We start from the raw sequence: 26524 nt of genomic DNA, 5'->3' as shown, positions 1-26524 counted from the left end.
CGAGTTATCCAGAATTACTGTGGATAATCATGTGAGCAACTTACCTAAACTAAGTGAATAGTCTTTATAACTCGCAGTGAAAGCCACAAAAAATATAAACAAAACAGCATGAAATCAGCTAGTTATAACGAACTTCGCCAACTCAAATATAAGCACTGGTGAAGAAACAGCCATAGTTTTATGCTACCCTACTGCTTCACTTTTAACGTGAGTATCCACAGTGCAACCTCGTCCATCCGCGCCAACATCCCTTGATATATTAATTGCTCGCGCCGAAGCCATCGCAGGGCTTTCCTTGGCAGAGCTCGCGGAGCACTACAGCATCCAAATGCCGAAAAACCTGACCAGAGAAAAGGGCTGGGTCGGGCAACTAATTGAGTACGCTTTAGGCGCCGACGCTGGCTCCAGGCCGGAACCTGACTTCACCAAGCTCGGAGTCGAATTAAAGACCCTGCCTGTGAGTCACTTAGGTGAGCCGCTGGAAACCACCTATATCTGTGTCGCGCCGAGATTAGGACAAAGCGGTGTGTGCTGGCGACAATCACTCGTCTATAAAAAGCTAGCTCACGTACTTTGGGTACCAGTTGAAGCTGAACGACAACAGCCGTTACATGAACGCCGCATCGGCACGCCACTATTGTGGCAACCCACAGAACAACAGGAAGCCTTGCTGCAAGCGGACTGGGAAGAGTTAATGGAGCTGATCGCGCTTGGACATTCAATCAATGCACGCCATGGCGAATATTTGCAGCTCAGACCAAAAGCCGCTGACGGTTCAGTGACCACCAAAGCTTTTGATGGTCAGGGCAAACCGATCCAGGCTCAACCGAAAGGGTTCTATTTGAAGAAAACCTTTACGCGCATGTTATTACAGCAAGCTTTTGTCACTGTTCCGATTTGAGTTTTGGCACGAATGATGAATAATTACACTAAACTGATGGGAATTTGACCGGTGTAATGAAAAATTCAATATTTGTACTTACACTGTTGCTAAGTCATTTTGCCTAGAAATGGATCCTAAGTTAGCTAAATGGAGGGGACATCACTATGTCCGTTAAGAAGCAGTTCCTAAAATCAAAGCCTGTAGTAAAGGTAACCTTTGAAGTAAGCAAAGAGGCCGCTCAAGACGCCAAAGATGTTTACTTACTTTGTGAACACAACGGTTGGCAGCGCGAACCGATGAAAGGCTTGAAAGCAGGTCATTTCAAGGCAACCGTCAATCTGCCAACAGATGAAAAAGCAGACTATGAATACCGCTTCTGCTTGGTTAAAGAAGATGGTACGGAAGTATTTGATAACGATTGGGAAGCTGAAAGTTATCGTCCTAGCCCCATGGGTGGAGATAACTCGGTCATCAGTGTTTCTGAGTAGATCACTGAGTATCACCTCAGGATAAAAACCGCCTTAATGGCGGTTTTTATCCTGTGGCACATACTGCTACAAAACATCAATGCCGCACCACCATTGTGCGCCAGCACCAAAGTGGTCGCTATTCAGGTTACAAAGTGAAGTTAAATAACTCGGCGCCGGTGCAACGCTTGCTGCTCTCCATCACTGGGCATAAACGCCGCATCCACTAAATCATCAATGGTCAGCATAAAAGAAGGCATAAATTTCTCCATAAAGTAGCCAACCTCCGGCAGACGTTCACAATAGTCAGCCAGCACCTTATCTAGCTTCTCTTTCGTTCCTTTGAATTCAGTGTTGTTTGCCCGTAATTCTGACAATGCCTTAGCATAAGCAGACAAAATATCGGCCGCCTTAACAAATAGCCCCTCTTCACTGCCCTGCTCATGCTGTTGAATTAGCGGCCGATAGATATCAGCCATCTCCTCCGGCACCGTATTTACCATCATGTCGCAAGCGATATGTTCCATTTCGCGGCATAGATTTAGCATTCTGTTATCACTGTACTTAATCAGGCTATTCACATCTTCGGTCAACACTTCCGGACCATCATGAAACAAGGCCAGGGTCGCTAATTTGTCTTCATTTACCTTAGGGCGGTCTGTGTAAACTGTATTGCGGATCACTCCTAGGCAATGCGCAAACATCGCAACCTGTAAACTGTGTTCAGCAACATTTTCAGAGCGGGTAGGATTCGATTTACTCCAGCGTTGGATGTTTTGCATGCGGGACATCAGAGCAAAAAACACATTTCGCATAACATACTTCCTTTAATCTCGAGCTAACTCAGACGAATGGTCTGCCACGTAAAAGGCAGAAAAAGAGCGGCATTGGTAACATCATCTGTTCTCACTGCTGCATTAAAGACTAGAACAGCCATGGCTATCACTCCACCGAAACGTCGGACTAATCATCGATTTAGCCAACAATAACCACTAAGCTGTAGTTTTAACTACTCAGATCAGCCATGCCCAGTCACTTCGAAAAGAAATTTAGCCAGCCCTCTGCCATCTCATCGTTAATGGAAGACCTCAATCAAGGGGTGCAAAACGACCAGATGTTGATGCTAGGTGGTGGTAATCCGGCACAAATACCCGCCGTTAAGGCACTTTTTCAACGCCAAATCGAAGCGGCTGCCGAAGATCAAACTCTGCTGGAAGGACTAAGTAATTATGCCGGGCCGCTCGGTAAAGATAGCTTTCGCCAACATCTGGCAGAGTTACTTTCTAGTGTGTTCGACAGCGAGATACAGCCACAGCATATTGCCCTGACCAACGGTTCACAGAGCGCTTTCTTTGCCCTGGCCAACCTGTTCGCTGGACAGCGTGAGGATGGCTCGCTGAAAAAGATCCTGTTACCTATGTCACCGGAATATATTGGTTACAGCGATCTCGGGGTTAAAGATGACATTTTCACCAGCATTAAGCCGCAAATTAATCTTTTAGATAACCGCGAATTCAAATACCAGATCGATTTTGAACAGCTAGATATCACAGAAGATATCGGATTGGTGGTCACATCATGTCCAACGAATCCATCAGGCAATGTCCTAACCGAAACAGAACTTTCAGAGCTGGATCGTAGATGCCAGGCTGCCAACACGCCCCTGCTACTTGATTGCGCCTATGGTGCGCCATTTCCCAACATTGTGTTTTCAGAGCTTAAACTGCCCTTTAATGACAATGTGATCCTCTGTCTCAGCTTATCTAAACTCGGACTGCCTGGGGCGCGCTGCGGTATCATAGTCGCCGCTCCCAACATCATCAAAACATTAGCCAATCTTTCTGGCGTAATGAGTTTGGCGCCTGGCAATATCGGCCCTGTCATCGCCGAATCGATGGTAAGCAGTGGCGAGATAGTGAAAGTCAGTAATGAGTTAATACAGCCCTACTATCATGATAAAGCATGTTATTTGGCGGCAAAGCTTAAACAGGCGATTGACGATCCACGATTCCGGATCCACAAACCAGAAGGCGCTATCTTTCTCTGGTTGTGGTTCAAAGATCTGCCCATCAGTTCACAAGCACTTTACCTGCGCCTCAAGGAGAAGCGCTTAGTCGTGGTGGCAGGACAACATTTCTTTCCAGGTTTGCAGAGTGACTGGCGCCATCAGCAGGAGTGTGTTCGCCTCTCTTACGCCCAGTCAGAAGAGGTACTCGATGAAGCCGTCACAATCCTCGCAGCTGAGATTAAAGCCATCTACGCTGAGTATGACAAATAACCCGGCTATCCTTGTGATTTCACCTCAACAGGTACCAAATTAACCAACAGTTCAGGATCGGGATCGCCGTTGCGATTAATCGCGGCAGAATGCTTGGCGTGATGATGATGTCGCCCGCCGGCGTCTGCCAACTCAACCACAAGTTGGTAGTCATACCCTTGCTGCAGATCCGCATTCACAAAATAGAGCGAAAACGGCACAGTGCCGTCAACTTGTTTGCTATGAATGCGGAGCTTATGCGACAGCAAACGATGGGACTCAGCCCCCACGGCACCATCACTTTCTAATGTAAAAGTCAGCGTTGAATCGTTCTCCAGCTGCGCCACCGGCAACACCACTCGCCCAAAAATACGGCTAACCGCATCATCGCGACGCAAATAGCGACCTGAAAAATAATCAGATTGGGTTTCTAACGTCATGGTGTGACGATCTAACTCCACCACCATCATCCGCTTAACCGTTGTGGTCAACTCAACAGCCGTATTGTCTTCATAGACAGCCAGCAATATAGAGCCATTCTCCCAATCCCAATGCGCCGCTTGCAGCGAGCCTATACCGAGGACGGATGCTCGACCGTCAGCTTCTAATACAACCCCCTCGTAACCATCGCCTGCGGGTTGGGCACGCAACCATGCACCGACCAACGATGACTTATCTGGCGGCAACTCGAACTTAGAGGATGGCTCACAGCCAACGATTGCAAACAGCGCAATAAGCAAGCCGCCAATAATTGAGGCGCAACGGGAGAAAGGCATTGCTGGTTCCGCGAACGAATTACAAAGCCAACGCAGTCAAATCAAGACCACCTTGATTCGACTTTGGCGGACACCAGAAGTAAGCGGTGCCTTGGGGTTGGCTAAAGTTAAACAATCCATCAACAATGCCATCTTCCAGCCCCAGCATCCGTTTCATTTGCGCTTCAAAGGGGTAAAAGCTGTTAGCAAAGCAGACAAACATCAAACCACTGCCATGGGGATCTGACCATGGCATTGAGCGACGGGACATAAAGGCTTCCGGGGTGAAGCTTTCCTGCGCGGTGCGCTTCACATGTGCCGAAGGGGGCGCCTCAGAAAACTCAACGTTATCGGTCTGCCGACGGCCAATACAATCATCTTTAGCCCCCTGCGTCATCTGATCAAATTCACGCCAGTTATGCCGCCACAATTGTGCAGTCACGAAACTACTGCCCGCCAGTCCAGGTTGCTCACTGGCCAGTAAAGTTGCAGCCACAGCAGCCTCTCCCTCAGGGTTCTCTGTGCCATCTTCGTAGCCGGTCAGGTCCCGCCCCTCTTTATGTTTAAAGCCGTCGATTTTTTGCTGCAACTCAAAGCTACCGGCAAGCATCGTTTCGATCTCACGGGCGCGGTGCAACAGCTCGCCACGTTCGTCACCACGCAACCAGCACCACAAGGCGGCAGGTGTCGCAGGAGAGGAGACTCCAACCCCCGTCAACGCAGCCACCTCTTTCATGCCATCAACCGTGACGTTCAGCGCATTCAGCGTAGCCAAACCTATACCCACCACACAAGCTTCGCCATCGGCTGAAGCCGCCAGCGCTTGCAGATCCGTGCAAAGCGTCTCCGTACTCCGTAGAGAAAAAGTCAGATAACAGCCAGCTGCAGGAACGGCGGCTAAGATGCCCGCTTGGGCCAAAGAAGATACGGTCATGCATCACTCCATAGTGATCAAAAAGAGAAAGAAGACTGATTTAAAAGCATAGCAAGCTCAAACAACAGGGCTTTTGATATAACAACTAATTCGAGCCATTTTGACCGCCAAGAGGCAGCGAAGTTCGACGCTCGCAGGCTGTCAATCAATGACTGCCCTATATTTAACTATGCTGTTAGACAGCACATGCATTTTCAAATAGCGATTCACGTTGGCAGTTCATCAACCTGGCAACAGCTAACCGCAGGAGAATAGCCATGGAACTAGACCATAAATATGTCGCGCGACTCAAGCATTGGACCATCTTTGAACTAACCGACATTAATGATGCCATGCTGCAACAGCAGATGGACGACCCAACACTTCACCATTATTTGTTAGTAGGAGAAGTCGAGTCAGACAACAGCGGACAATGGCAACCGGGAAGCATAGTGAAGTCAGGTTGGTTGCGGACTTGGGATCTTGAAGCACACGAGGTTGAAGCGTTGACCGGGCGATTTCAATTGGCTGGCGCGGCACTGCAGCAAAACCCGCTGATTAAAGCGAGTACTAAACAGCTGTTAGAACAATTAGGCTTGAGACAAACAGCCACAGAGCCAGTAAGACACTGAGACCGATCGTCCGAAAAAATTATCTCGCTACGTTGCAGCTACTATTTCATCCAGTAGCTGCAACGCCAACGTTTCATCCATGTGCGTAATGGCGGTCAATAGTGCACTGCCATCAATATTATTAGCGGCCAATGCTAATGACACCTGCTGCAACATCTCTTCATCAATATATTCCGATTGCTGTAATGATTGGCGCAGCTCGGAAAGCAGTGTCTCCAGGGGTTGAACCGAAGCATCGACAGCCACCTCCTGTTTAACCGTAAGCAGGTACTCCTCAACCGCAGCGAATGCACGCTGTAAAGCATTACACAAGCGTTGCACCTCATCGTCATCCAGTTCGCCGTCATCTAAATAACGCTGCTCAAATGCGGCACTAAGCGCTGCGACTTCCTCCACACACAGATTGCCACTCACCCCTTTCAAACGATGCAAAAGATTGATCATCTCTTCTCTATTCTGAACGCGATACTGTTGCTGTAGTTGCACCGAGAAGTCACAGAAGTCATCAACGAACATCGCTAGTAGACGTTGGTACAGCGCTTCATTTCCGGCGCGCACGCTTCCTGCTTCAGCATCAAGAGCTGCCATAGCTTGCCCTGCAGCGAGGTCGATCGGCGACGATTCTTCCCGCTCTGGCTCTACCAATGTTTCAGCCAGATGAATTTTGTCGCTGGGCTCACCTTCTAACCAGTAGGCCAATGTTGGGTACAAGCGGTCGCCTTCAATCGGCTTAGTAATATAGTCATTAAAGCCCTGTTGATAGGCCTGCTCCCGATGAGCCTTCATGACATTAGCACTCACAGCAATCACTGGTAGCTCTGCCAATCTCGGGTTCAACCGGATCTGTCGGCACACTTCATAACCATCCATACCTGGCATCTGAATATCTAACAATACGGCGTCGAAGCGTTGTTGATGAAGTGCAGCCAATGCGGCAGGCCCATCCTCAGCCTGATACACCCGCACCTGTTGCGCCTGTAGTTGCGACTCCAGGATCTCTCGATTGACACCATTATCATCGACAATCAAAACATCTTTATCGGCGAGTACTGACAGATCAACGCTGGCAGGTGTCATCCCGGCAGCATCATTCGCTTGATCGTCTGCTGCCAGCAACGCTAGGCTGAATCGAAAACAGCTGCCTTTACCCTGCTGGGAATCGATCTCTATCGCTCCCCCCATCAGGTTCACCAAGCGCTGGCTTATACTCAACCCCAAGCCACTGCCACCGTACAATCTTGCCATAGACGCATCAGCCTGCGTAAAGGGCTGAAACAGATTTGCTATCGCCTCGTCAGCAATGCCAATGCCTGTATCTGTCACAGAAAACGTCAGCTGCCAACGTTCATCGGCTAACGGTCGGCCGCTCACCTGTAACTTGATCTCTCCCTGTTCAGTAAATTTCAAGGCGTTGGAAACCAGGTTAAACAACACCTGCGCCAGTCTTAATGGATCTCCCACCAAGTTCGCTGGCACATCGTCAATCTCGATCGAAAACTGAATGCCTTTCTGTTGCGCTGCACTACTAAACAGCGCATCGACTTTGAGCATGACATCATCTAATGAAAAGGATACCTGCTCTATTTCTAGCTGCTCAGAGAGTATCTTCTCCATATCCAACAACTCATTTAGCAACTGAAGTAAGGTATCGGCAGAAACTTTAACCTGACCTAAACGCTTGCGTTGGTTCGATGACAGCTTATCGCTGAGCAACAGCTCAGTTAAACCGATAATGGCATTCATCGGCGTGCGGATCTCATGACTCATGTTGGCAAGGAACTGTGATTTGGCGGCATTTGCCCGCTCAGCCTCCTCCTTCGCCATGCGCATCTGCTCGGTACGCTCCACCACGGTTTTGCTGATCACTGCGTTGGTTCCCGTCATCACAAATGCGAATAGCTGCAATAAGCCAGTAAACAGCATCCCCAAAACCAGAGTGGACCAGCTGAACCAATCATCTTTTGCTGTAACAGCAGACGTTCTAGGAAAATAACTTAACTGCCACTGCCGATTATGGATAGGTATCACTTGCTGAAAAATGGGCCGTTCATCAACACCAGCCCTCGCCACCAATGGCGCTCTTTGTTCCCCATCAGTAATGTCATCGACGTTGAAAACATAGCCGAGCTGTTCGGCCTGCACAGTTAAGTCAGCAAACAGATCGTTAGCACGAAAGACCGCTTCAACCAAGCCATCCGCAAACTCGCCCTTCTCCTCACCATGCAGCCACACAGGATAAAGTAATAAGAAGCCATAACTTGTACCTGTCTCTTGCACCAGCTGAATTGGCGGCGTAATGCTAAGTTCAGATTGCTGGATAGTTCGACTCACCACCCCCCTCGTCAGCGGGTGAAACAGCAGATCCAAACCCAATGCCTTTTCGTTGCCAATATATGGCTCGTTATAAAATATCGGGTAGTAAACATCGGCCGGCTGTCGACGCACCATCACACCGTTAACATTAAGCTGGGTAAACTGATAATCCTTAAAACCCGCCTGAATCGCCTGCGATTCATACGCCTGACGCTGAGCATGAGTGACTCTAGGCACCCAGGATATCGCCTTTATTGCCGGTAAGTTGCGACGGATCACGGTAACAAAGTGAACAAACTCTTCTCGACGAACTTTTTCTGAAAATTGAAAAAAGGCAGTGAGAGACAACAAAGGCTCGGCACTTATTTCCAACATTTTTACCACTTCAGCATGTAACTGCTGAAAAGCAGCTTCACGTTCCAACGTCAGCTTTTCTTGGTGGGCTTGCCGACTCAGATTAAAACTCCAGGTCACCAACAAGAAGGTAATCAGTGTCGGTAACACCACCAAGAGCCGCCGATGGCGACCAAAGACTTTCTCGCCACCCAAAACCAGCAAGGTAAACGGCGCAAATAGCAAAGCACCGATACAATCACCGGTGTACCAGGTCAACCAGCTGCTCCGCCACGCCTCAGCGGGGATCACATCAAACCCAGTCAAAGCGGTCGCGCCGATCAGCGACGATATAAGGGTACTTACCGGCCCAACTAACAGGGTAAACAGAATGATTTTGCTTTGCTTAAGCAAGGGATCAGGAAAACCAACAAAACGGCGAACCAGCGCAGCACCAACAGCTGCGTGTAAGGTCGCTCCCAGCGACATAGTAGCGGGGAGAAGGAAACTCCCCCAACTGAGCGCATCCCAATTAATCTGCTGAGTAACGTAGAAGGAACCCAGCCAAATAGCAGGCCAAGCAATCCGGCCGAATAGCAGAACAGTGGCCAGAGCAAAACCTGCTGCAGGCCATATTGCACTGGCGGGGCTGGGTGGTATAGCAAAGTACGAGCCCAAGTTAGCCAGTAGTATGTAACCGAGACAAACCACGACAAAATGGGTCGCCTTTATGCTGATCCGCATGCCCTCTCCAATCAACCAACCTCCGCATATAGGATGCTAGTTTCAAACACCACCTTTGGGGACTTTGAGCCACCCAAAACGCAGCATATAATTCAGCACTGAGTATAGTTGTTTGGTCGTTAGGTAAACCAATAAATCACTGGGATAAGCGCACTAACTCACAGATTTTTTTGAGGTTATTATCTGGCTCAGAGCCGAGCATCAGCCTCGAAAGAGCGTATGGGCGTTAACCGTACGCTAAACAAGCGCCCACACCGCACGCTATTTAGATTGCTCATACTCACCAATACAGCACTCATCTTGTAAGAAATCGATGACCGACTGCAATTGTTGATATTCAGCAACACAGTACAAGGTTCGCCCTTCTCGGCGCTGAAAAATAAGCCCTGCAGAGCCCAAACTAGAGATATGGTGAGACAAAGTGGACCCTGGTACCCCTAACGCCTCCTGCAATACACCAACAGCAACTCCCTGTTCACCCGCTCTAACCACCCCTTTATATATGGCAAGACGTGTTGGATGCCCGAGCTCTTTTAGCGCCTTGGCGACTTGTTCTATGGTCATCAGGATCTCCTCAAATACAGCGGTCATTGTGGCACTATTCACAGGCGTAATTGGCATACTTCGCCATATATTATTTCGATATTACTAGAAATATCTTGACCTGACCATGTTGATAGAATTATATTTCCATCATTCTAGAAATATAGATTAAGATACATACCCGATGCTAAACTTTTCAATAGACCAAACCATGTTGATGGATACGCTCAACATGTTTCTGTTCCTTAGTTTGGAACTGACCTTACTGTTCCTAGTCATCAGCTATGCTGTCGGCGCTTTACAGAGCGTGATCCCACCACAACGGATCCAAAGCATTCTCAGCAGCCGCAATGGCAAAGGTTTCTTAATTGCAGGATTTCTTGGAGCCATCACGCCGTTCTGCTCCTGCTCCACCATCCCTTTTCTGAAAGGGCTACTCAGAGCCAAAGCAGGATTTGGCACCATGATGGTCTTTCTATTTGCCAGCCCTCTACTCAATCCAATCATCATTGGCTTATTCGCCGTGACCTTTGGGGTCAAAGTGGCCCTTTTCTACTTCATCATTGCGATGGCTGTTTCTATCATCGCTGGGGTAGCGTTAGAGCAGTTGGGATTTGAAAAATATGTCAAACCAGAAGCGTATGACACCCCTAAGACATCTAAAGCATGCTGCGGAAAAGCGAAGTCGGAAAGTAAGTGGCTAACTATTTGGCGTTCGACCTGGAGCGACTTTAAAAAAGTCCTGCCCTACCTGATGGGAGGTATTGCGATTGGCTCAGCGATCTATGGTTTTATGCCTGCAGAACTCATTGCTAGCGTCGCCAGTGACAGTAACCCTTTTGCTATTCCAGTTGCCGCGGTGATTGGTATTCCACTCTATGTTCGGGCTGAAGCCGTGATCCCTTTAAGCGCAGCACTTGCTGCAAAGGGCATGGGGCTTGGGGCAGTTATGGCACTTATTATTGGCAGTGCCGGTGCAAGCTTAACTGAAGTGGTATTGCTGAAATCACTGTTTAAGAATCAAATGATTATAGCCTTTCTGGTGGTCGTATTAGGCATGGCTGTCAGTGCAGGTCTGCTCTATCAGGCGATTTTCTAAATGGGTGCTCTATAACAAATAGAACATCAACGAATAAGCTGAGCATCGTCAACATGATGCTCAGCTAAAACAGTATCACTGTCAGAACCCGGTAACTAAGCTGTTTCCCGTAACCGCTGCTCAATCATCCGCAAATCATATAAGTATTTAATAAGTTTTTGCTCTCCGCCGAGATAATGCATTTGTAATTCGTCATTACGCGCAGCCAACTCGGGTGACTGACGCTTTAACTTACCTGCATTTAATTCATCGTAAAGGATCTTTTCAATGGTAAAGCTCTTTACATAACGATGGATCGAGGTGACGTTTTGTACAAACTGAGTAGTCAGTTCCCGGACTTGCTGCCACTGAGCCGAAACGATGATTTCACCATTAAATTTTTGCTCTGCGATATCCAATAAACGATATTGGATTAGCAAACTCGCGCCTAGCATATAAATAGGCAAATTGTACTCAACATTACCGAAGTCATTGGGATTACGCTCATCGTAAAGCATTGCTAAACCTTGGGTCAGCCCCGAGCTTGGACCAATCGCATCGTTAATGGCGCTGGCCAGCGTATCTAAATCTCGGGCCGAAAACTCCTCCCCGCCTTCAGCTCGATTAACGTAACTCTCATAGTAGGTGTATGCAGGTTTAATCTTTGCCCAAGCGATCCGCGCATTATTTAGTACGAAGTGCTCACTAACGGTTTGATCAATTACCTCTTCAATAGGTGGACCCTGGTCCTCCTCTTTTCCACCATAAAGGTTTAACACTGTTCCGATAGAAGCTGCCAGCAAGAACATCGGGACCCCTGCTGGTCCCATTGCCGCAGCAGCCCCAGAGAGCACTATAAATGCAGCGGATGCAATATCGTTTCTTTCCATGATTACTTTTCCCTAATCAAATAGACGCGTGAAATAAAAGCGTAGTTGAGGATCATTCGTAATCTGAGAAATATTTACGCTCAAGCTTGGCCGCATTGTGTGCAAATACATTCAACTAAGCGATTATGTGGGTAGGCGTTATATTGGGTTGTAGAAGTCTAAAGGGCGGAGCATTGGGTTAGGATCAACGCTGTAAATCACTTCACCAAGGGTTGATAGTGCTTTACCCGCTCTTGATACAGTTTGTCTAACGCATCGGCGATCGAGAGTTCAGCATCTTTATCCAGATAACGTTCGATTTCATTGACCACGAAACGATGGGATTGTTTATGCTGTTTGGCGAACGCCGCGCACTGTTTTCTTAATTCACGCTGAAACATGGCGTGTTGTTGTTGTTGCTGCCACGCCATCACCACCGCTTCAAGGTTATTGTCATGTTTTGCCATCCCTTCAACCAGTTTGGCCTGATTGATACGGTAGCTTTTACTGACCGCCACCAGTGCGTCTTTAACACTGGCATACTGCTCACCAAACACCTTGAGCGGTGCGGCAGTTGGCACTAAGCCGGTCGCTTTGGCACCGTCAATTTCATAGGAAAATCCGACATAATTACTGCGCCGATGAGACTCTTCCCCCAGCTTTAATCCGGCAGCGATGCTGTGATGCAGAGAGAAATCCAGTTCCTCCAATTCATCTTCATTCCAGCGTAAAAACACACCGATCGCCTTTTTGTATTTACTGGCAATTTTGGTATGCACTAATTCACGACGCTGCTGTACCAATCCCATCGTGCAGCCTTTGAGCAACTTAATGCACTCCATACACGAGGGGACTTGCAGGTTATCTGCTGACAATTGCCGATATTGAAACGACTGCCAATGAGCTTTGGGGGGTGCAAAATCAAATTCAGTTGCGATACAGCCACAGTAAAAACAGGTGTGGAAGTCATTGGCATCGATGGCGCGCAGTTGGCGATAGCGTTGTTCTAACAGGCTCATACCGATTGACTATGTGTCCGAAAAAGCAAGAATGCAGGCTCGTGATATTAACTCAGAACGCTCGCCACAGCGATGCTAAGTTAGGCTAACAACACAGCGAGCTTTGCTTGCAGGAATGTTCGTAGCTCTTTCACCAAGGGTGTCATCATCCGCCGATTAGCACACACCATATAAAGTGGAGCAGGCTCCCCCACCCATGTCGGACACAGTTGCACCAGCTCGCCGGAGCGCAGATAGCGAACCACATCCAGATAGGAGCGGTAGGCGATCCCCTCACCATTTAGCAGCCACCGGCTCACGATATCGCCATCATTGGCCATACGCCGGCCCAACACCATCACTTTTAACGGCTTATTCTGTTGCTTGCTCTGTTGCTGAAAATTCCACTGGGTTTGTGGCGTATCACTGAACGAGAAACACAAACAGTCATGCTGCGTTAGTTCGTCAGGGGTTTGCGGCTCCCCCTTTGCAGCTAAGTAACTGGGAGCAGCACAAAGCACGCGATAATTATCACTCAGCACAGGCACAGCGACTAGGCTGGCATCTTTCAACTCACCATAACGCAGCGCCACGTCAATCGGCTTGCTATAGATATCGGCATAGCTATCAGACAAATGTAAGCGCAACTCAACCTTAGGATGTAACGCCATAAATTCATCTAACCAGGGCAGCAGAATATTACGCCCCAAGTCAGACGGGGCCGACAACTTAAGCACTCCAGATAGCCCCTGCAACTGCGTTTGTACTGCCGCTTTGCCATCATCAATCAGATCCAGGGCCTGCTGACAATGCTCCAAAAACAACTCGCCATCGCTAGTTAACCTGATCTTTCGGGTAGAACGAGCAAACAATGATACCCCAAGCTCTTGTTCTAACCGCTTCACCGACGCACTGACCGCCGCAGCGGTTAGCTCCATGTTTCTAGCCACCTGCGAGAAGCTACCCAACTTGGCAGCTTCAACAAAAATACGAAGATCATTCAGCGCTTTCATTGGCAAATTATTTTTGAAAGTTATTTTCATACACCCTAGTTTTTCAAACGATATAGGTCAACTACACTTGCTGTCATCGAACGGTGGTAAACACCCTTCCCCGCTAATCCTGCCACTGGAGCACAGACATGAAAGCAATCGGTTATCAACAAAACCTGCCCATCTCAGACGCCCTTTCACTGCAAGATATTGAGCTACCCGAGCCGCACGCGAAAGGCCACGATCTGTTGGTAGAGGTGCAAGCCGTGTCAGTTAATCCGGTGGATACCAAGATCCGCCAAGGCGTCCCCGCGGCCGATGGCCAATGGAAAGTAGTGGGTTGGGATGCCACCGGCATCGTCAAAGCCGTTGGGGCTAACGTCACCCTGTTTAAGCCCGGCGACAAAGTCTGGTACGCCGGTGATATCTCCCGCAGTGGCAGCAATGCAGAGCTGCAGTTAGTAGATGAACGCATTGTTGGCCATATGCCAGAAAGCCTCGGCTTTGCTGATGCCGCTGCACTGCCGCTAACCTCAATCACCGCCTGGGAGATGCTATTTGACCGGCTGCAAGTGGAAGTGGGTAAAGCAGCGAGCAAGAAATCGATCATGATCATAGGCGCCGCAGGTGGTGTGGGTTCAATCATGGTGCAGCTAGCAGCACGCCTCACCAATCTCACCATTATTGGCACAGCATCACGGCCAGAAACCAGCGCATGGCTAAAAGAGCTTGGCGCTCATCATGTACTGGATCACAGTAAACCGCTGAGTCAGGAGCTTAAATACGCCGGACTGCCGCTGGTTGATTATGTGGTGAGCCTGAACAACACAGAAAGTCACTATGCCGAAATCATTGACAGCTTAATACCACAGGGAAAATTCGGCCTTATCGATGATCCGGAAAGCCTCAACGCGGTGCCGTTAAAGAACAAAGCTATTTCACTGCACTGGGAACTGATGTTCACCCGTTCAATGTTCCAAACCGAAGATATGCAATCGCAACATGATCTGCTAAATCAGGTTGCCGCCCTTATCGACAGTGGCTTAATAAAAAGCACCGTAGGACAACTCTTTGGTCAGATCAATGCGACAAACCTGAAGCGTGCCCATGCCGTATTAGAGACGCAAACCGCCAAAGGTAAAATCGTATTGGAAGGATTTTAACGACAATAGCGAAAAACTCAGATAACAAGGAGCAAGTGCCCATGCGACAAACCCATCATGGGCATTTGCAGTTACACAAGAAACTAAGCGCCAGTCACAGCACGGCATAGATTAACAACGCCCCAGAGACACAGATAACCGCGGTCGCCGGCAGGGCGGGAATGGCGACCTTGGTTCTTGGTACCCCGCTGATGATGCCGTGTAATAGGGTCATGACAAAAAATGTCAGCAGCAGCCAAATACCAATGGAAGCTGCAACTGCTTGCGCACTGTTACCATGAATGAGAACTGACCAGCCCAACAACGACAATGAGATCAGGAAAAAACCAAACAGCACCAATTTGTCGAATTTAGTCAACTTATCACCTTCCTGCCACAGGACGTATCCGCGAGCAGGCACGGACATATGCCACAGAGATACCTATCGCGCTTTCACTACCGGCCCTAGCCGGTGTAACTATCTGATTATAATATCTTTAAATTGTCTATCAGCAAAAATATTCTAAAGTAGGAACTAACTGCCAGAAGCAGATAGAAAGCAGACGTATCCAACACGCGCGCTTTCTATCTTGTCACTCCCCTTTAGGCCTAAGCCCTAGGTGACTGCCCGTTAGGCTGTTGCAGCCTGCGCTGGCGTATCACCAAACAGCAGTGCCGAGGCTTGCTCAGGATACCTTGTACCCTGCACATTAAAGCGATTCAGGATCCCTTTAATCGCGTCGAGATCTGCCTGCGATAATACAATGCTCTCAGCCGTGGCATTCTGCTCCAGCCTCACCACACTGCGCGTTCCTGGTATCGGGGCGATGTGAGGGTGCTGCGCCAATAGCCACGCCAATGCCAGTTGCGCGCTCGTACAATGGTGTTGCGCTGCTAATGATTCAAGTTGCGTCACCAGCTGCAGGTTCAATGCGAAGTTCTGCTCCGAAAACCTGGGATTAGCCAAACGCCAATCCCCCGCGGCCAAGTCACTCCGCTGCTTGATAGCTCCGGTTAGAAAACCCCGCCCCAACGGAGAGTAAGGCACAAAGCCGATGTTAAGTTCAGTACACAGTGGCAATATCTCTGCTTCCACATCTTGGCTCCATAGTGAGTACTCTGACTGCACGGCCGATATCGAATGCACCGCGTGAGCGCGGCGAATAGTGCTAGCACTCGCCTCCGACAACCCTAAATAACGCACCTTACCCTGCTGCACTAACTCGGCCATCGCTCCCACGGTCTCCTCAATCGGCACAGTAGGATCAACGCGATGTTGATAGTAGAGATCGATATGATCCACTCCCAAACGTTTAAGGCTTGCGTCACAGCTGGCCTGGATATAATCAGGCCGACCATTTACCCCGACAAATTCACCATCGTCAGCACGTACCACACCAAATTTCGTCGCCAGTTGCACCTTTGCCCGCGTCTGAGGATTTGCCTTGAAAAAAGCCCCCAGCAAACGTTCGTTATCTCCCTGACCATACATATCGGCGGTATCCCAGAAAGTCACCCCAAGATCGATGGCTTTACTTAGCACCGAAAAGCTCTGCGTACGTTCACTGCCGCCATAAAACTCCGACATCCCCATACAGCCAAGGCCAATAGTGGATACGTTAAGCCCCTCGGTTCCCAATTTACGCTGTTGCATTTGAATGCTCCTGTCTATCACGATAACTCACCAACCAAAGGCGAATGAATGCCAATACCAGCCAACAGACTGGGCATCGACCAAATCCCTTAAAGCCAGGGCAGTATGGTGAACAACAGTGAGCCAGAGTTAGCACAGAACTACACAGCTTTTGCCTGATCCTACAAATCGTCATATCCAGGCATTACAGTCACTGCCACAACGCTTATGCTAGGCAGCATCGACAAACGACTTAATCTGTTACAACTATGCCTGTTGGAATAAGGGTTGTGACGTTAGCAGAAAGCGCAGTGAACAGTGGGAGACGTAAATGGATATTCAGCCCCATCATCAGATGACGACCGCGCAGCAAACATTGCTGTGTGCCATGATCGAAAAGATGCAGGCGCTAACACCAGAGCTTGGTCTTACCGTCATAGAGCCGCAGGGGATCACGTTGATCCGTGCCGAAAGCCCGACCGAAAGAAACGCGATCGTCTGTCAGCCGTTTATCTATGTGGTGATCCAAGGGAAGAAAGCCAGCTATTTGGGTGATGAAAAATACAGCTATGACCCACTCAATTTTCTGGCTTTATCAGTGTCATTACCGCTGGAAGCCCATGTGATAGAGGCAAGTCCAGAAACGCCTTATCTGGCGATAAAAATTGATATCTCTACCGAGATGGTGAGTGACCTATTACTGCATCTACCGACACTACAACCACAATCTCCCAGTCAACGTGGGATCTGCGTGTGCCCCATGTCGATAGCTCTGATGCAGACCATCGATCGCTTGCTGTCAGTTCTCACCGAGCCGAAACACACCGAGGTGCTGGCACCGCTGTGCATCAAAGAAGCACTGTATCATGCCCTGCTTGGCCCTCAGGGCCCCCAACTTGCAGCCTTCGCCAGTCAGGGGCGACAGCATCAACGCATTGCCGAAGTGATCCGGCATATTCAACAGCACTACGAGCAACCGCTAGATGTAGACGGACTAGCCACCATCGCCAATATGAGCCCCAGCTCACTACACCAGCACTTTAAAGCGGTCACCAATGCATCACCACTGCAATACATCAAGACCATACGGTTGCATCACGCTCACCAGCTAGTAACCGTGCAGCAAACCAGTATCAGCCAAGCAGCCTATCAAGTTGGTTACCAAAGCGTGTCGCAATTCAGCCGCGAATATAAGCGCCTATTTGGCCAAGTGCCCAGCGAAGCTAAGGCAAGTTAACGCAGATCTGCAAGGGGGCTATTTTCTCGGCCGCTTAACGCCACTAACTACTGATGCCTATCGTACAACGGGCATTTCCTGCGCATCATTGGAAGGGCACGTGACGTGCCTTTGAACCAAGTGGTCACGCGTTCGGAATAGTCATCTGCGGTAAAGCTCATTGCTGCAGCGGCTGCCGTAAGCTCCCAGCGCTTAATCAGCAGAAAGGCATCCACCACTTCACTCGCATTTTTGCCTTAGTATCGTCACTGACAATCTTTACCTGTGAATAAGTATGAAATACGCGCTGTGGTTCGACAGCTTTTGTCGTGAGGCACATAAATACTCGAGGGTGTGATCAATAGCGAATCGATTAAGAGTAAGAGCATCCCAAGTTCAATATCTCGGGCCTCTAAACCAAGGGCTAAGCAAACAAGTTAGAAAGAATCAAAACGTTCTCAACATCTTTCAGTCAAGAATCACACAACGTCAACCTGTTGACACGTTACATCCTAGAAGCATGTGAAATGCTGGTGAACTAAATTAGAGGAACAACATAACACACTAAAAAACAACAAAAACCTACCGCAAAACTACCTTACGTCAAATTATTGACGTACAATCCTATTTGAGTCACCAAATTTAACCAACTCATTTCTAGTGGCCCCAGGCCGCTAATCACTCTAGTCGTGGGAAAGGTCCATATGATGAAAAATTTCTTTTTCTGTTGTTCTTGTATTGGGGTACTACTGTCCCTCGCCTTCACAGCTGAAGCTGGGCGTTATGCTGGCGGCGTACCAATCAATATTGACCAAAATGTCAGTTTCAACTTCAACATAGCCAGCCAAGGCACCCGAACAGCGACAGTCTGGTACAACAATGACATTGCGATTGCCATTGAAGGAGCCAATGCCAGTACCTATGACCGCGCAACGATGGAGAAGGTCGTTGCACTAATGGCGGCATCTAAAGCCTCATTTGAAGACTTCACCGGCCTACGAAACCTTCCCTTAAACGGTAACTACAGGGGCCTACCAACTATCCAGGTTCCGAAAGATAACAATGGCTATGGCGGATTGGCTGCTCACGGCATATTTGGTTTATCTGTTGGCAGCGGGTTATTTAACCCGTTCTATGAGCGCATCAAAAGCGGAAACATCAGTATCGACCAAGTATGGCTCTACGAGATGAATCGCAACTACTACAAATCGGGTTCCAATGGCTGGAATGCTTGGATTGACTGGGCTTGTGACGGTAATAATTCAAACTACGGCTATTGGACAGTGGGTTTCAACAATGCCGCTGCTTTTTGGATAGTAGATGACTTAGGTGTCGAGCTACACTATTTCGGCAAGTACTACGATCAATTCCGCGCTGATCACAAAAAAGATTACGACAAATACCTATCCAACAGCAGCTATAACTTCGACAACGTGTGGGCGAAAAGCCGACTGGCATGGCGTAGTGGAACCATCAACACACTGATGTCTGCAACCTTGCTTGAAATGTACGATAACTTTGGCGGAAAGCCATTTGTGCAACGACTTTATCAGCAGCTCGATAACAACCCCCGACTAAGCAATCGCTTCGATCATCAAACTGCTCGAGATAACTGGTACCGTGCCGTTAGCCGCGCTAGTCGCAAAGACCAGTCAGACTACTTTGAGAATACCCTGCGCTGGGCAATATCATCGGGTGCTAAGGCAACAATAAAAAGAGAGCTGGGCAATAGTGATGGCGGTGACGACAGTGGTGTCATTGTCCAAGCAGAAGACGCAACGCTCTACGGTCTGTTTAAAGTCGGCAATGACAGCACAGCAAGCGCTGGTCAATATATCCATTCTGAGTACGTTGGTAATTACTACGACACCAACATAGAAGCCAACCGCGCTGAGCTACTCTTTTCTGTGCCACAGTCAGGCCTGTATGCCTTAAAAGCGACCACTTATGCCCCCAATACAGCTGCAGATTCATTCTATATCGAAGTAAACGACGGCCCTCGTCAGATTTGGGATATCAATAATGCCTCTTATTACGAAGAAATGGACGTGAACTATCGTAATGAAGCGAGTGAAGTTACGATCGATATCTCTGCAGGCCAGCATAAAATCACCGTGTACGTGCGTGAAGACGGCGCCCGATTGGATCGTTTCCGCTTGGTCCGAATTGGCGATGGTAACGGTGGTACAGATGATGGCAGCGGTGGCGGTGGAGACACAGACCAACCCAGCACCATTACCGTTGAAGCAGAAACAGCGGAGCTATATGGCGCATTCCGTGTGGGTACAGACAGTGCTGCAAGCGCCGGACGTTATATTGACTCTATTCATCAGGGTAATTACTACGAAGGTGCTGCCATCAATGCCAACCGTGCCGAATTCACGGTGACAGCGACGGGCGCTGGGCGCTATCAATTAAAAGGAACCGTGTATGCGCCAGAAAGCTCGGCTGACTCTTTCTGGATCAAGGTAAATGGTGGTGACCTGCACTTGTGGGATACACATAACAAAGCCATCTACCAAGAGATGGATGTTAACTCACGTGGCGTATCGGAAATCGTAGAAGTGGATCTGCGAGCAGGGCAAAACACCATCACCGTTTATGTACGTGAAGATGGTACTCGCTTAGACCAGCTGCGATTAATCCCGATAGGTGGCGATTCGGGTGGTGGCGACCCCGTACCAGATCCAGATCCCGAAACAAATTTACTGCAAAACGGTGATTTTGAGTCAGGCAATACCGCTGGCTGGGTACCTGGTTATAGCGCGACCACTGCCGTGACTACATCTGCATATACAGGCAACTATGCCCTCTCCAGCACAAATCGTACTGAGTGGTACCACGGCCCCAAACAAGTGGTGACTAATACCTTAACGGTAGGTAAAACCTACCAATTAAGCGCCTGGGTACGCATGGTTTCCGGCACAAGCAGCAAAATTGAAAGCCGCCTGCTCACCCAAGATGGCAACGGCCATACCTGGACAAAACTAGGTCAGGTATCGGGCTCAACTCAATGGCAAGAAATCACCGCGGAGTTCACAGTGACGGCAACAGGCTCGCTGCGCCAAGCAGAGTTGTACTTCTTTGGTCCACACGCGGGATCAGAGTTTATCGTGGATGACGTGGTTCTGACCGAGAAATAGTCAGCCGCTAATGACACTAATCAGTTTGCCACCGCTTTTTGGCAGCGGTGGTAAATCTTTCACTTCATCGTGTTAGCCACACTGTCGTCAGGCAGCACTTTGGCTATCACACGGTAGACACATAAGGTTCTCAATATGAGCACAGCAAAGTGGGTCGCGACGGCTAGTGTATTGGCGTTAAGTATCGCGGCTGTCGTGTATTTCAGCAGCACAGACACCAGCCAACCACCTGCAGTTACGGCCGATGCATCCAACAGCACGCCGCAACAACGGCCCCAACCAAACGAGGCATACTCAACTGATGTCTCCGCACCAACGACAGCAGGCACATTGCCACCAGGCGGACGTGATGACACACGTGATAATGACGCCGTACGACAACAGGTAAAAGTATCAGCCTGGCAAGCGCTAGACGACGTCCCGGCACAATACGATGAACTCGCGGATGATGGGGCAGATCGACGCTTTATCGAGTACTCGGAACTTGTCGGCAAAGCGTTCCGAATTGGTGATGTGATCAATGTAAATATTCCACAACTTTCAGAAAGCATACCAAGTGAAGTGGTGGCAATACGGTCGCTGCCGAATGGCGGATATGACGTCACATCACAATTTATCGGTGATGATGGACAAGCTTACGTCGTCACACTGACGTCAGGTGAAAACGCATTGTATGCCACCATTGATACGCCGTCAGATACCTATTTTGTGCAAGGCCATAATGACGAAGGCTGGATCATTTCAGGCAAAGAGCAAAGCTCGCTGATCACCTGGGACAAGCCTGATCATATCGTGCCTCCAGTCGCGATAGCCCCTCCCCCGGAACAAGAATAACGCCTTATTTATCAATAAAAAAATCAATAAAGAGACAACATGAAACGATTCTATGGAAAGAGAGCATTCCTCCCCACGTTAGGCCTTTGTGCTTCAGCTTTGTTGGCTACAGCCTCAGCAAGTGCCTATGAAACCGTTGATGTGATGGTGTTATACACCGCAGAAGCAAAAGCCCAACAAAGCGGTGCCATCAATACCTATATTAACCACCTTATCAGCACCACAAATACCGCTTATCAAACCAGTGGCATGGACATTCGTATCCGCTTAGTGCACAGCAGTGAATACAATAAATCGGGTGCCACCGCGATGAACGCAGATGCCCTAAACCAGCTGCGACTAGACAGTAATGTAAGCAACCTACGGACACAGTACGGTGCTGATATTGTGACCTTATTAAATCTGCCAAGTAGCAATGTCTGCGGTTTAGGGTACGTAGGCACGGGCAGTAATGGCCGCTACAACAGCTATGCCAAAGACTGGGCATACAACATGGTCGGCGCGCACTCGAACTGTGGCCTATTATCTTTCGCCCACGAGCTGGGACACAACATGGGATTAGGGCATTCGCGCAAACAGAATAGCCTTGGCGGGGTGTTCGATTACGGCACAGGCTACGGGGTGGATAGTACGTTCGCCACCATCATGGCTTATCCCCAATCATTTGGTACCTACACCCAATTGCGCCGCTTCTCTGATGCCTCAGTGAATGACTGCAGAGGATATGCATGTGGTGTAGACAAAAACAGTGCAAATGGTGCCGAAGCGGTAGATGCCATCAACGCGGTTGCCGTGCAACTTGCCACTTGGTATCCCACTACTGATGACGGTGGCGACAACGGAGGGGGTGATCAGGGCGGCGACACAGGCGTCATTGTCGAAGCAGAAAAAGCCACCTTATTTGGCCTGTTTAAACGCGGCTCTGATAGCGCAGCCAGCGGTGGCCAATACATAGGTACAGACTACGCTGGAAATTACTACGACGACAGCATCACAGCGCACCGTGCCGAACTAAAGGTGACCTTGGCTGAATCAGGCATCTACCAACTTAAGGGAACGGCCTATTCCGTAAATTCACAAGCCGACTCGCTGTGGATCCAGGTGGACAACGGAACACGCCACTTATGGGATACATTAGGTACAGCGACCTATGAAGAGATGGACGTTAATTCCCGCGGTATATCTGAAACCGTCGAAGTGGACTTATCTCAAGGTGACCATGTCATCACCATCTACGCCCGAGAAGATGGCACGCGCCTAGATCGACTGCGCTTGGTACGCATCGGTGATAGCTCAGGCGGTGGCGACAGCGGCGGGGATAATGGTGGTGGAGATACAGGCGGCGAGCCCACGACCATCACTATCGAAGCGGAAGATGCCAAACTGTATGGTTTGTTCAGACGAGGTGATGACAACGCAGCAAGCTCTGGACGTTACATAGACTCTCTCCATCAAGGTCTGTATTACGAAGGTAACGCACTGACAGCAAACCGCGCAGAGATCACCTTCAATACAACAGGCGCGGGGCGTTACATGCTAAAAGGCACAACCTATGCGCCAGAAAAGACAGCAGATTCTTTCTGGATCAAGGTGAACGATGGCGACACACACCTATGGGACACACACAACCAAGCGGTATACAAAGAGATTGATGTGAACTCCCGAGATGTTACAGAGGCATTAGAAGTAGAGCTATTATCGGGCCAAAACACGATCACCGTTTATGTGCGAGAAGATGGTTCGCGCTTAGATCAACTTCGCGTCATTCCTATCGGAGGTGACTCTGGTGGAGACAACGGCGGCGGTACTGATGAACCACAGCCTGAAACCAACCTTTTGCAGAACGGAGATCTAGAAACAGGCGACACCACCGGCTGGGTATCAGGCTATACCGCAACCACTACCATCACTAACACGGCGTACAACAGTAACTATGCTTTGGTAAGTGAAAACCGTACTAAGTGGTATCACGGACCTAAACAAAACATCACGGGCATCGTTACAACAGGCGAAACATACCAATTGAAATCAATGGTACGCATGGTGTCGACAAGTAGCGCCAAAATTGAAACACGTTTATTGATACAAGATGGCAACGGATATACTTGGCATAAACTAGGTCAAGTCTCTGGTACAACCGATTGGCAAGAACTCGCCGCAGAGTTCACCGTGCAAGCGACAGGAACCCTATCCAAAGCAGAACTATACTTCTTTGGTCCTGACGCTGGAAAAGCGTTTATCATTGATGAAGTTGTACTGACTCAGTCATCCGACAACATCCCACCAACAGATCCAACCGATCCCGATGATGGCGGTGATGCGGGTAGTGTATCTGCTCAACTATTAGCGGCGGTGAACGAAGCCCGCAGTGTCGGCAGAAACTGTGGCTCAACATACTATGCAGCCACCTCACCCGTTCAGTTACATCAATCTTTGCAGCTGGCAGCTGAAGAGCACTCCAACAACATGGCGAATAATAACTTCTTCTCCCATACAGGGTTAGATGGCTCCGATTCTAACGATCGCGCAAGAAGACATGGCTATAGCAAAACTTGGGCTGGTGAAAATATCGGTGCGGGTTACGGCTCAGTTGCAGATGTAATGAATGGCTGGCTAAACAGCGAAGGACATTGCCGCCACATAATGAACGCAAACCACGTCGACTTTGGCGGCGCCAGAGCCGATAACGCAAACAGCGACTATCGCAGTTACTGGACACTTGTGCTTGGCTACTAAGTTTAAGCAGCTCACTTCTTTATGTGATGTCGCAGCGTTCCTGACCAAGTAGGGTGAGAAATCACCAAATATAAACAAGGGCTCAAGCCAGTCTCATGGGGTGAGCCCTTTTTTTAAGGCGCAGTAGGACAAGAAATAGCAACGAAGACTGGCATTGCGCAACAGATATTCATGGTAGACAAATGCCGTCACGGCTAACCATGCTGATGAGACAAAGCCCGCCTAGATCTTATCTCCACACACATCTTGATAGAGCTTATCAGCCAAGCGCTGCAGTACCTCTGCTTCGGGGTGGGTTTGCGCAAAGGTGCGCAAGCCGTAAATGCCCATAACGAAATAGCGGGCTAAGTGGGCACAATCTTGATCGGCACTGAGTTCGCCGTTGGTTTGGGCTTTTCGTAGCACATACTCAATCCCCTCCTGCCAGCTTGCCAAACTAGCCGAGGTAATGTTTTGGATCTCATCGTCCTGTTCAGCCAGCTCATTCAGCGCTTTAATAAGCAAACATGCCTGTTCTGACTCACAACTCAGACATTCCTGAACGATATGATCGAGATAGGTTTTTAACTGCGTCAATACAGCTTGATCGTCAGTGAAGAAAGCATCGAACTCTTTTCCGCGGTCCTGTATGTACTGTTCAATTGCAGCCAATAACAGGCCACGCTTATTGTCGAACGCACAGTAGATGGAGCCGGGGTGCAGACCTGTGGCCTTGGTAAGATCCTGCATACTGGTTTTGCCATAGCCTTTCGCCATAAACGCGCTCATGGCAGATCTCAGTACTTTCTCTCTATCGAATTCAGCATTACGCATCAGCAGGCCTTCACTCTCTGTGAGTCACATCTATTATCATTGTACTTATTTTTGAATGTTTGCTCAAAAACATTCTTGAATAAACATTCAAAACATTCTATCTTGAACAAACATTCAAGATTCAGAGGTCGTTATGACGGATATCCTTTTTCAACCCTATACCCTGAACCCTACCCTAACACTGAAAAATCGCATCCTGATGGCGCCACTGACCCGCTGCATGGCTGACGCAGACCTGGTACCGACCCAAGCGATGACTGAATACTATGGCCGCCGGGCTGAGGCAGGTCTGATTATCTCTGAAGCGACAATTATTCGTGCAGACGGCCAAGGCTATCCCAATACCCCCGGTCTATTTACCCCGGAGCAAATTGCTGGATGGCGCAGAGTCACAGATACAGTGCATGCCAACGGCGGCAAAATGTTCGCTCAACTTTGGCATACCGGCCGCGTTGCTCATCCCCACTTTTACCATGGTGAGCATGTGCTGGCACCTTCCGCTGAAGCAGTCGAAGGCAGCGTACCAAGAATGCGTGAACTGACTTACCAAGTGCCTAAGCCAGTGACAAAGCAAGAGATAGAGCAGCTGGTAGCGGACTATGCGCAGGCAGCAGCGAACGCCATAGATGCTGGCTTTGATGGTGTTGAGATCCACGGAGCCAACGGCTATTTGATAGACCAGTTCCTGCACCATGACAGCAACAAGCGCACGGATCAGTATGGCGGTAGTCCAGAAAATATGGCGCGCTTTGCACTGGAAGTGGTAGACGCCGTGATCGACCGCATCGGCAACGACAGAACCGCCTTGCGTGTTTCCCCTGGCGCCTACTTTAATATGGCCGCCGACGACCGCGACCGTGACGTATTTGACTACCTGTTACCGGCACTGGAACAACGTGACTTAGCCTTTCTTCACGTCGGGATCTTTGATGATGCGATGGAGTTCGGGTATTTAGGTGGCCGTGCTTCCAGCTACATCCGTAGTGTTTACCACAACACATTAGTGGGTGTCGGCAGCTACACCGCCGAGACCGGCAGTGAAGCAATAACAGCGAATAAGTTCGATCTGCTCGCGATCGGCCGTCCGTTTATCGCTAATCCCGACTATGTAGCGAAGGTGAAATCAAAAGCCCCGCTGGTAGCGTACAGCGACGAGATGCTTACCAGTTTGGTATAAGCTTTTTTACCGCGACCAAATCACCAATAAACAGAAAAAATCATCAAGGCTAA

Annotated in this window: 22 protein-coding genes; 11 read left to right on the top strand and 11 right to left on the bottom strand. The window is 49.1% G+C overall.

The window, feature by feature from the left end:
- Positions 1 to 220: 220 nt before the first annotated feature.
- On the top strand, positions 221 to 901 hold the full coding sequence (mutH, locus tag EXY25_RS16590; protein ID WP_130567740.1) for a DNA mismatch repair endonuclease MutH: 681 nt from the start codon (positions 221 to 223) through the stop codon (positions 899 to 901).
- Between the two features lie 146 nt (positions 902 to 1047).
- Positions 1048 to 1371, top strand: coding sequence for an isoamylase early set domain-containing protein (locus tag EXY25_RS16585; RefSeq protein WP_114339183.1), 324 nt, complete (start codon positions 1048 to 1050; stop codon positions 1369 to 1371).
- Positions 1372 to 1511: 140 nt separating this feature from the next.
- Here EXY25_RS16585 and yfbR read toward each other — a convergent pair whose 3' ends face one another.
- The gene (yfbR, locus tag EXY25_RS16580; protein WP_130567739.1) at positions 1512 to 2165 is read right to left on the bottom strand and encodes a 5'-deoxynucleotidase; all 654 of its coding nucleotides are present in this window, start codon (positions 2163 to 2165) and stop codon (positions 1512 to 1514) included.
- 209 nt (positions 2166 to 2374) lie between these two features.
- Between yfbR and EXY25_RS16575 the strand changes: the two genes are divergently transcribed.
- Entirely contained in the window at positions 2375 to 3628 is a 1254-nt protein-coding gene (locus EXY25_RS16575; RefSeq protein ID WP_130567738.1) for a valine--pyruvate transaminase, read from the top strand.
- A 5-nt stretch (positions 3629 to 3633) separates the two neighbouring features.
- Here EXY25_RS16575 and EXY25_RS16570 read toward each other — a convergent pair whose 3' ends face one another.
- A complete protein-coding gene (locus EXY25_RS16570) occupies positions 3634 to 4383 on the bottom strand; it encodes a lipocalin family protein (RefSeq protein WP_130567737.1) in 750 nt (249 codons plus the stop codon).
- A gap of 19 nt (positions 4384 to 4402) precedes the next feature.
- Positions 4403 to 5296 carry a Dyp-type peroxidase gene (locus tag EXY25_RS16565; RefSeq protein ID WP_130567736.1) on the bottom strand — a complete coding sequence of 298 codons (894 nt, stop codon included), beginning with the start codon at positions 5294 to 5296 and terminating at the stop codon, positions 4403 to 4405.
- 257 nt (positions 5297 to 5553) lie between these two features.
- On the opposite strand from EXY25_RS16565, the gene EXY25_RS16560 reads away from it, so the two are divergent.
- A complete protein-coding gene (locus EXY25_RS16560; protein ID WP_130567735.1) occupies positions 5554 to 5907 on the top strand; it encodes a hypothetical protein in 354 nt (117 codons plus the stop codon).
- 27 nt (positions 5908 to 5934) lie between these two features.
- On the opposite strand, the gene EXY25_RS16555 is transcribed toward EXY25_RS16560, so the two are convergent.
- A complete protein-coding gene (locus EXY25_RS16555) occupies positions 5935 to 9297 on the bottom strand; it encodes a CHASE domain-containing protein (protein ID WP_130567734.1) in 3363 nt (1120 codons plus the stop codon).
- A 261-nt stretch (positions 9298 to 9558) separates the two neighbouring features.
- The gene (locus tag EXY25_RS16550) at positions 9559 to 9861 is read right to left on the bottom strand and encodes an ArsR/SmtB family transcription factor (protein WP_114339223.1); all 303 of its coding nucleotides are present in this window, start codon (positions 9859 to 9861) and stop codon (positions 9559 to 9561) included.
- A 163-nt stretch (positions 9862 to 10024) separates the two neighbouring features.
- Between EXY25_RS16550 and EXY25_RS16545 the strand changes: the two genes are divergently transcribed.
- Positions 10025 to 10939 (top strand): permease, encoded by a 915-nt coding sequence (locus EXY25_RS16545; protein ID WP_130567733.1) that lies wholly within the window; start codon positions 10025 to 10027, stop codon positions 10937 to 10939.
- Between the two features lie 95 nt (positions 10940 to 11034).
- Here EXY25_RS16545 and EXY25_RS16540 read toward each other — a convergent pair whose 3' ends face one another.
- From EXY25_RS16540 to EXY25_RS16530, 3 genes are all read right to left on the bottom strand, one after another.
- Entirely contained in the window at positions 11035 to 11808 is a 774-nt protein-coding gene (locus tag EXY25_RS16540; RefSeq protein WP_130567732.1) for a hypothetical protein, read from the bottom strand.
- Positions 11809 to 12005: 197 nt separating this feature from the next.
- Positions 12006 to 12806, bottom strand: a complete 801-nt coding sequence (locus EXY25_RS16535) for a hypothetical protein (RefSeq protein WP_130567731.1) — start codon at positions 12804 to 12806, stop codon at positions 12006 to 12008.
- A gap of 80 nt (positions 12807 to 12886) precedes the next feature.
- Positions 12887 to 13828, bottom strand: a complete 942-nt coding sequence (locus EXY25_RS16530; protein WP_240695214.1) for a LysR family transcriptional regulator — start codon at positions 13826 to 13828, stop codon at positions 12887 to 12889.
- 98 nt (positions 13829 to 13926) lie between these two features.
- Between EXY25_RS16530 and EXY25_RS16525 the strand changes: the two genes are divergently transcribed.
- Positions 13927 to 14940, top strand: a complete 1014-nt coding sequence (locus EXY25_RS16525) for a zinc-binding alcohol dehydrogenase family protein (protein WP_130567730.1) — start codon at positions 13927 to 13929, stop codon at positions 14938 to 14940.
- Between the two features lie 94 nt (positions 14941 to 15034).
- Here the strand turns inward: EXY25_RS16525 and EXY25_RS16520 are convergent, their stop codons facing one another.
- Both EXY25_RS16520 and EXY25_RS16515 read right to left on the bottom strand, forming a co-directional pair.
- The gene (locus EXY25_RS16520; protein WP_130567729.1) at positions 15035 to 15298 is read right to left on the bottom strand and encodes a hypothetical protein; all 264 of its coding nucleotides are present in this window, start codon (positions 15296 to 15298) and stop codon (positions 15035 to 15037) included.
- A 252-nt stretch (positions 15299 to 15550) separates the two neighbouring features.
- Positions 15551 to 16573 carry an aldo/keto reductase gene (locus EXY25_RS16515; RefSeq protein WP_130567728.1) on the bottom strand — a complete coding sequence of 341 codons (1023 nt, stop codon included), beginning with the start codon at positions 16571 to 16573 and terminating at the stop codon, positions 15551 to 15553.
- A 310-nt stretch (positions 16574 to 16883) separates the two neighbouring features.
- On the opposite strand from EXY25_RS16515, the gene EXY25_RS16510 reads away from it, so the two are divergent.
- The 4 genes from EXY25_RS16510 to EXY25_RS16495 all read left to right on the top strand — a co-directional run bounded on the left by EXY25_RS16510 (position 16884) and on the right by EXY25_RS16495 (position 24481).
- Entirely contained in the window at positions 16884 to 17789 is a 906-nt protein-coding gene (locus EXY25_RS16510; RefSeq protein ID WP_130567727.1) for an AraC family transcriptional regulator, read from the top strand.
- Positions 17790 to 18472: 683 nt separating this feature from the next.
- Positions 18473 to 20911: a carbohydrate binding domain-containing protein gene (locus tag EXY25_RS16505; protein ID WP_130567726.1), complete on the top strand. Its 2439-nt coding sequence runs from the start codon at positions 18473 to 18475 to the stop codon at positions 20909 to 20911.
- 135 nt (positions 20912 to 21046) lie between these two features.
- Positions 21047 to 21745, top strand: a complete 699-nt coding sequence (locus EXY25_RS16500) for a hypothetical protein (RefSeq protein WP_130567725.1) — start codon at positions 21047 to 21049, stop codon at positions 21743 to 21745.
- Between the two features lie 39 nt (positions 21746 to 21784).
- The gene (locus EXY25_RS16495) at positions 21785 to 24481 is read left to right on the top strand and encodes a carbohydrate binding domain-containing protein (RefSeq protein WP_130567724.1); all 2697 of its coding nucleotides are present in this window, start codon (positions 21785 to 21787) and stop codon (positions 24479 to 24481) included.
- Between the two features lie 222 nt (positions 24482 to 24703).
- On the opposite strand, the gene EXY25_RS16490 is transcribed toward EXY25_RS16495, so the two are convergent.
- A complete protein-coding gene (locus EXY25_RS16490) occupies positions 24704 to 25294 on the bottom strand; it encodes a TetR/AcrR family transcriptional regulator (protein ID WP_130567723.1) in 591 nt (196 codons plus the stop codon).
- A gap of 133 nt (positions 25295 to 25427) precedes the next feature.
- Between EXY25_RS16490 and EXY25_RS16485 the strand changes: the two genes are divergently transcribed.
- The gene (locus tag EXY25_RS16485; protein WP_130567722.1) at positions 25428 to 26471 is read left to right on the top strand and encodes an alkene reductase; all 1044 of its coding nucleotides are present in this window, start codon (positions 25428 to 25430) and stop codon (positions 26469 to 26471) included.
- The last annotated feature ends 53 nt before the right edge of the window (positions 26472 to 26524 follow it).

Source organism: Corallincola spongiicola (genome assembly GCF_004284785.1).
GTDB classification, from domain to species: Bacteria; Pseudomonadota; Gammaproteobacteria; order Enterobacterales; family Neiellaceae; genus Corallincola; species Corallincola holothuriorum.
This window is presented reverse-complemented; position numbering and strand designations above follow the sequence as displayed.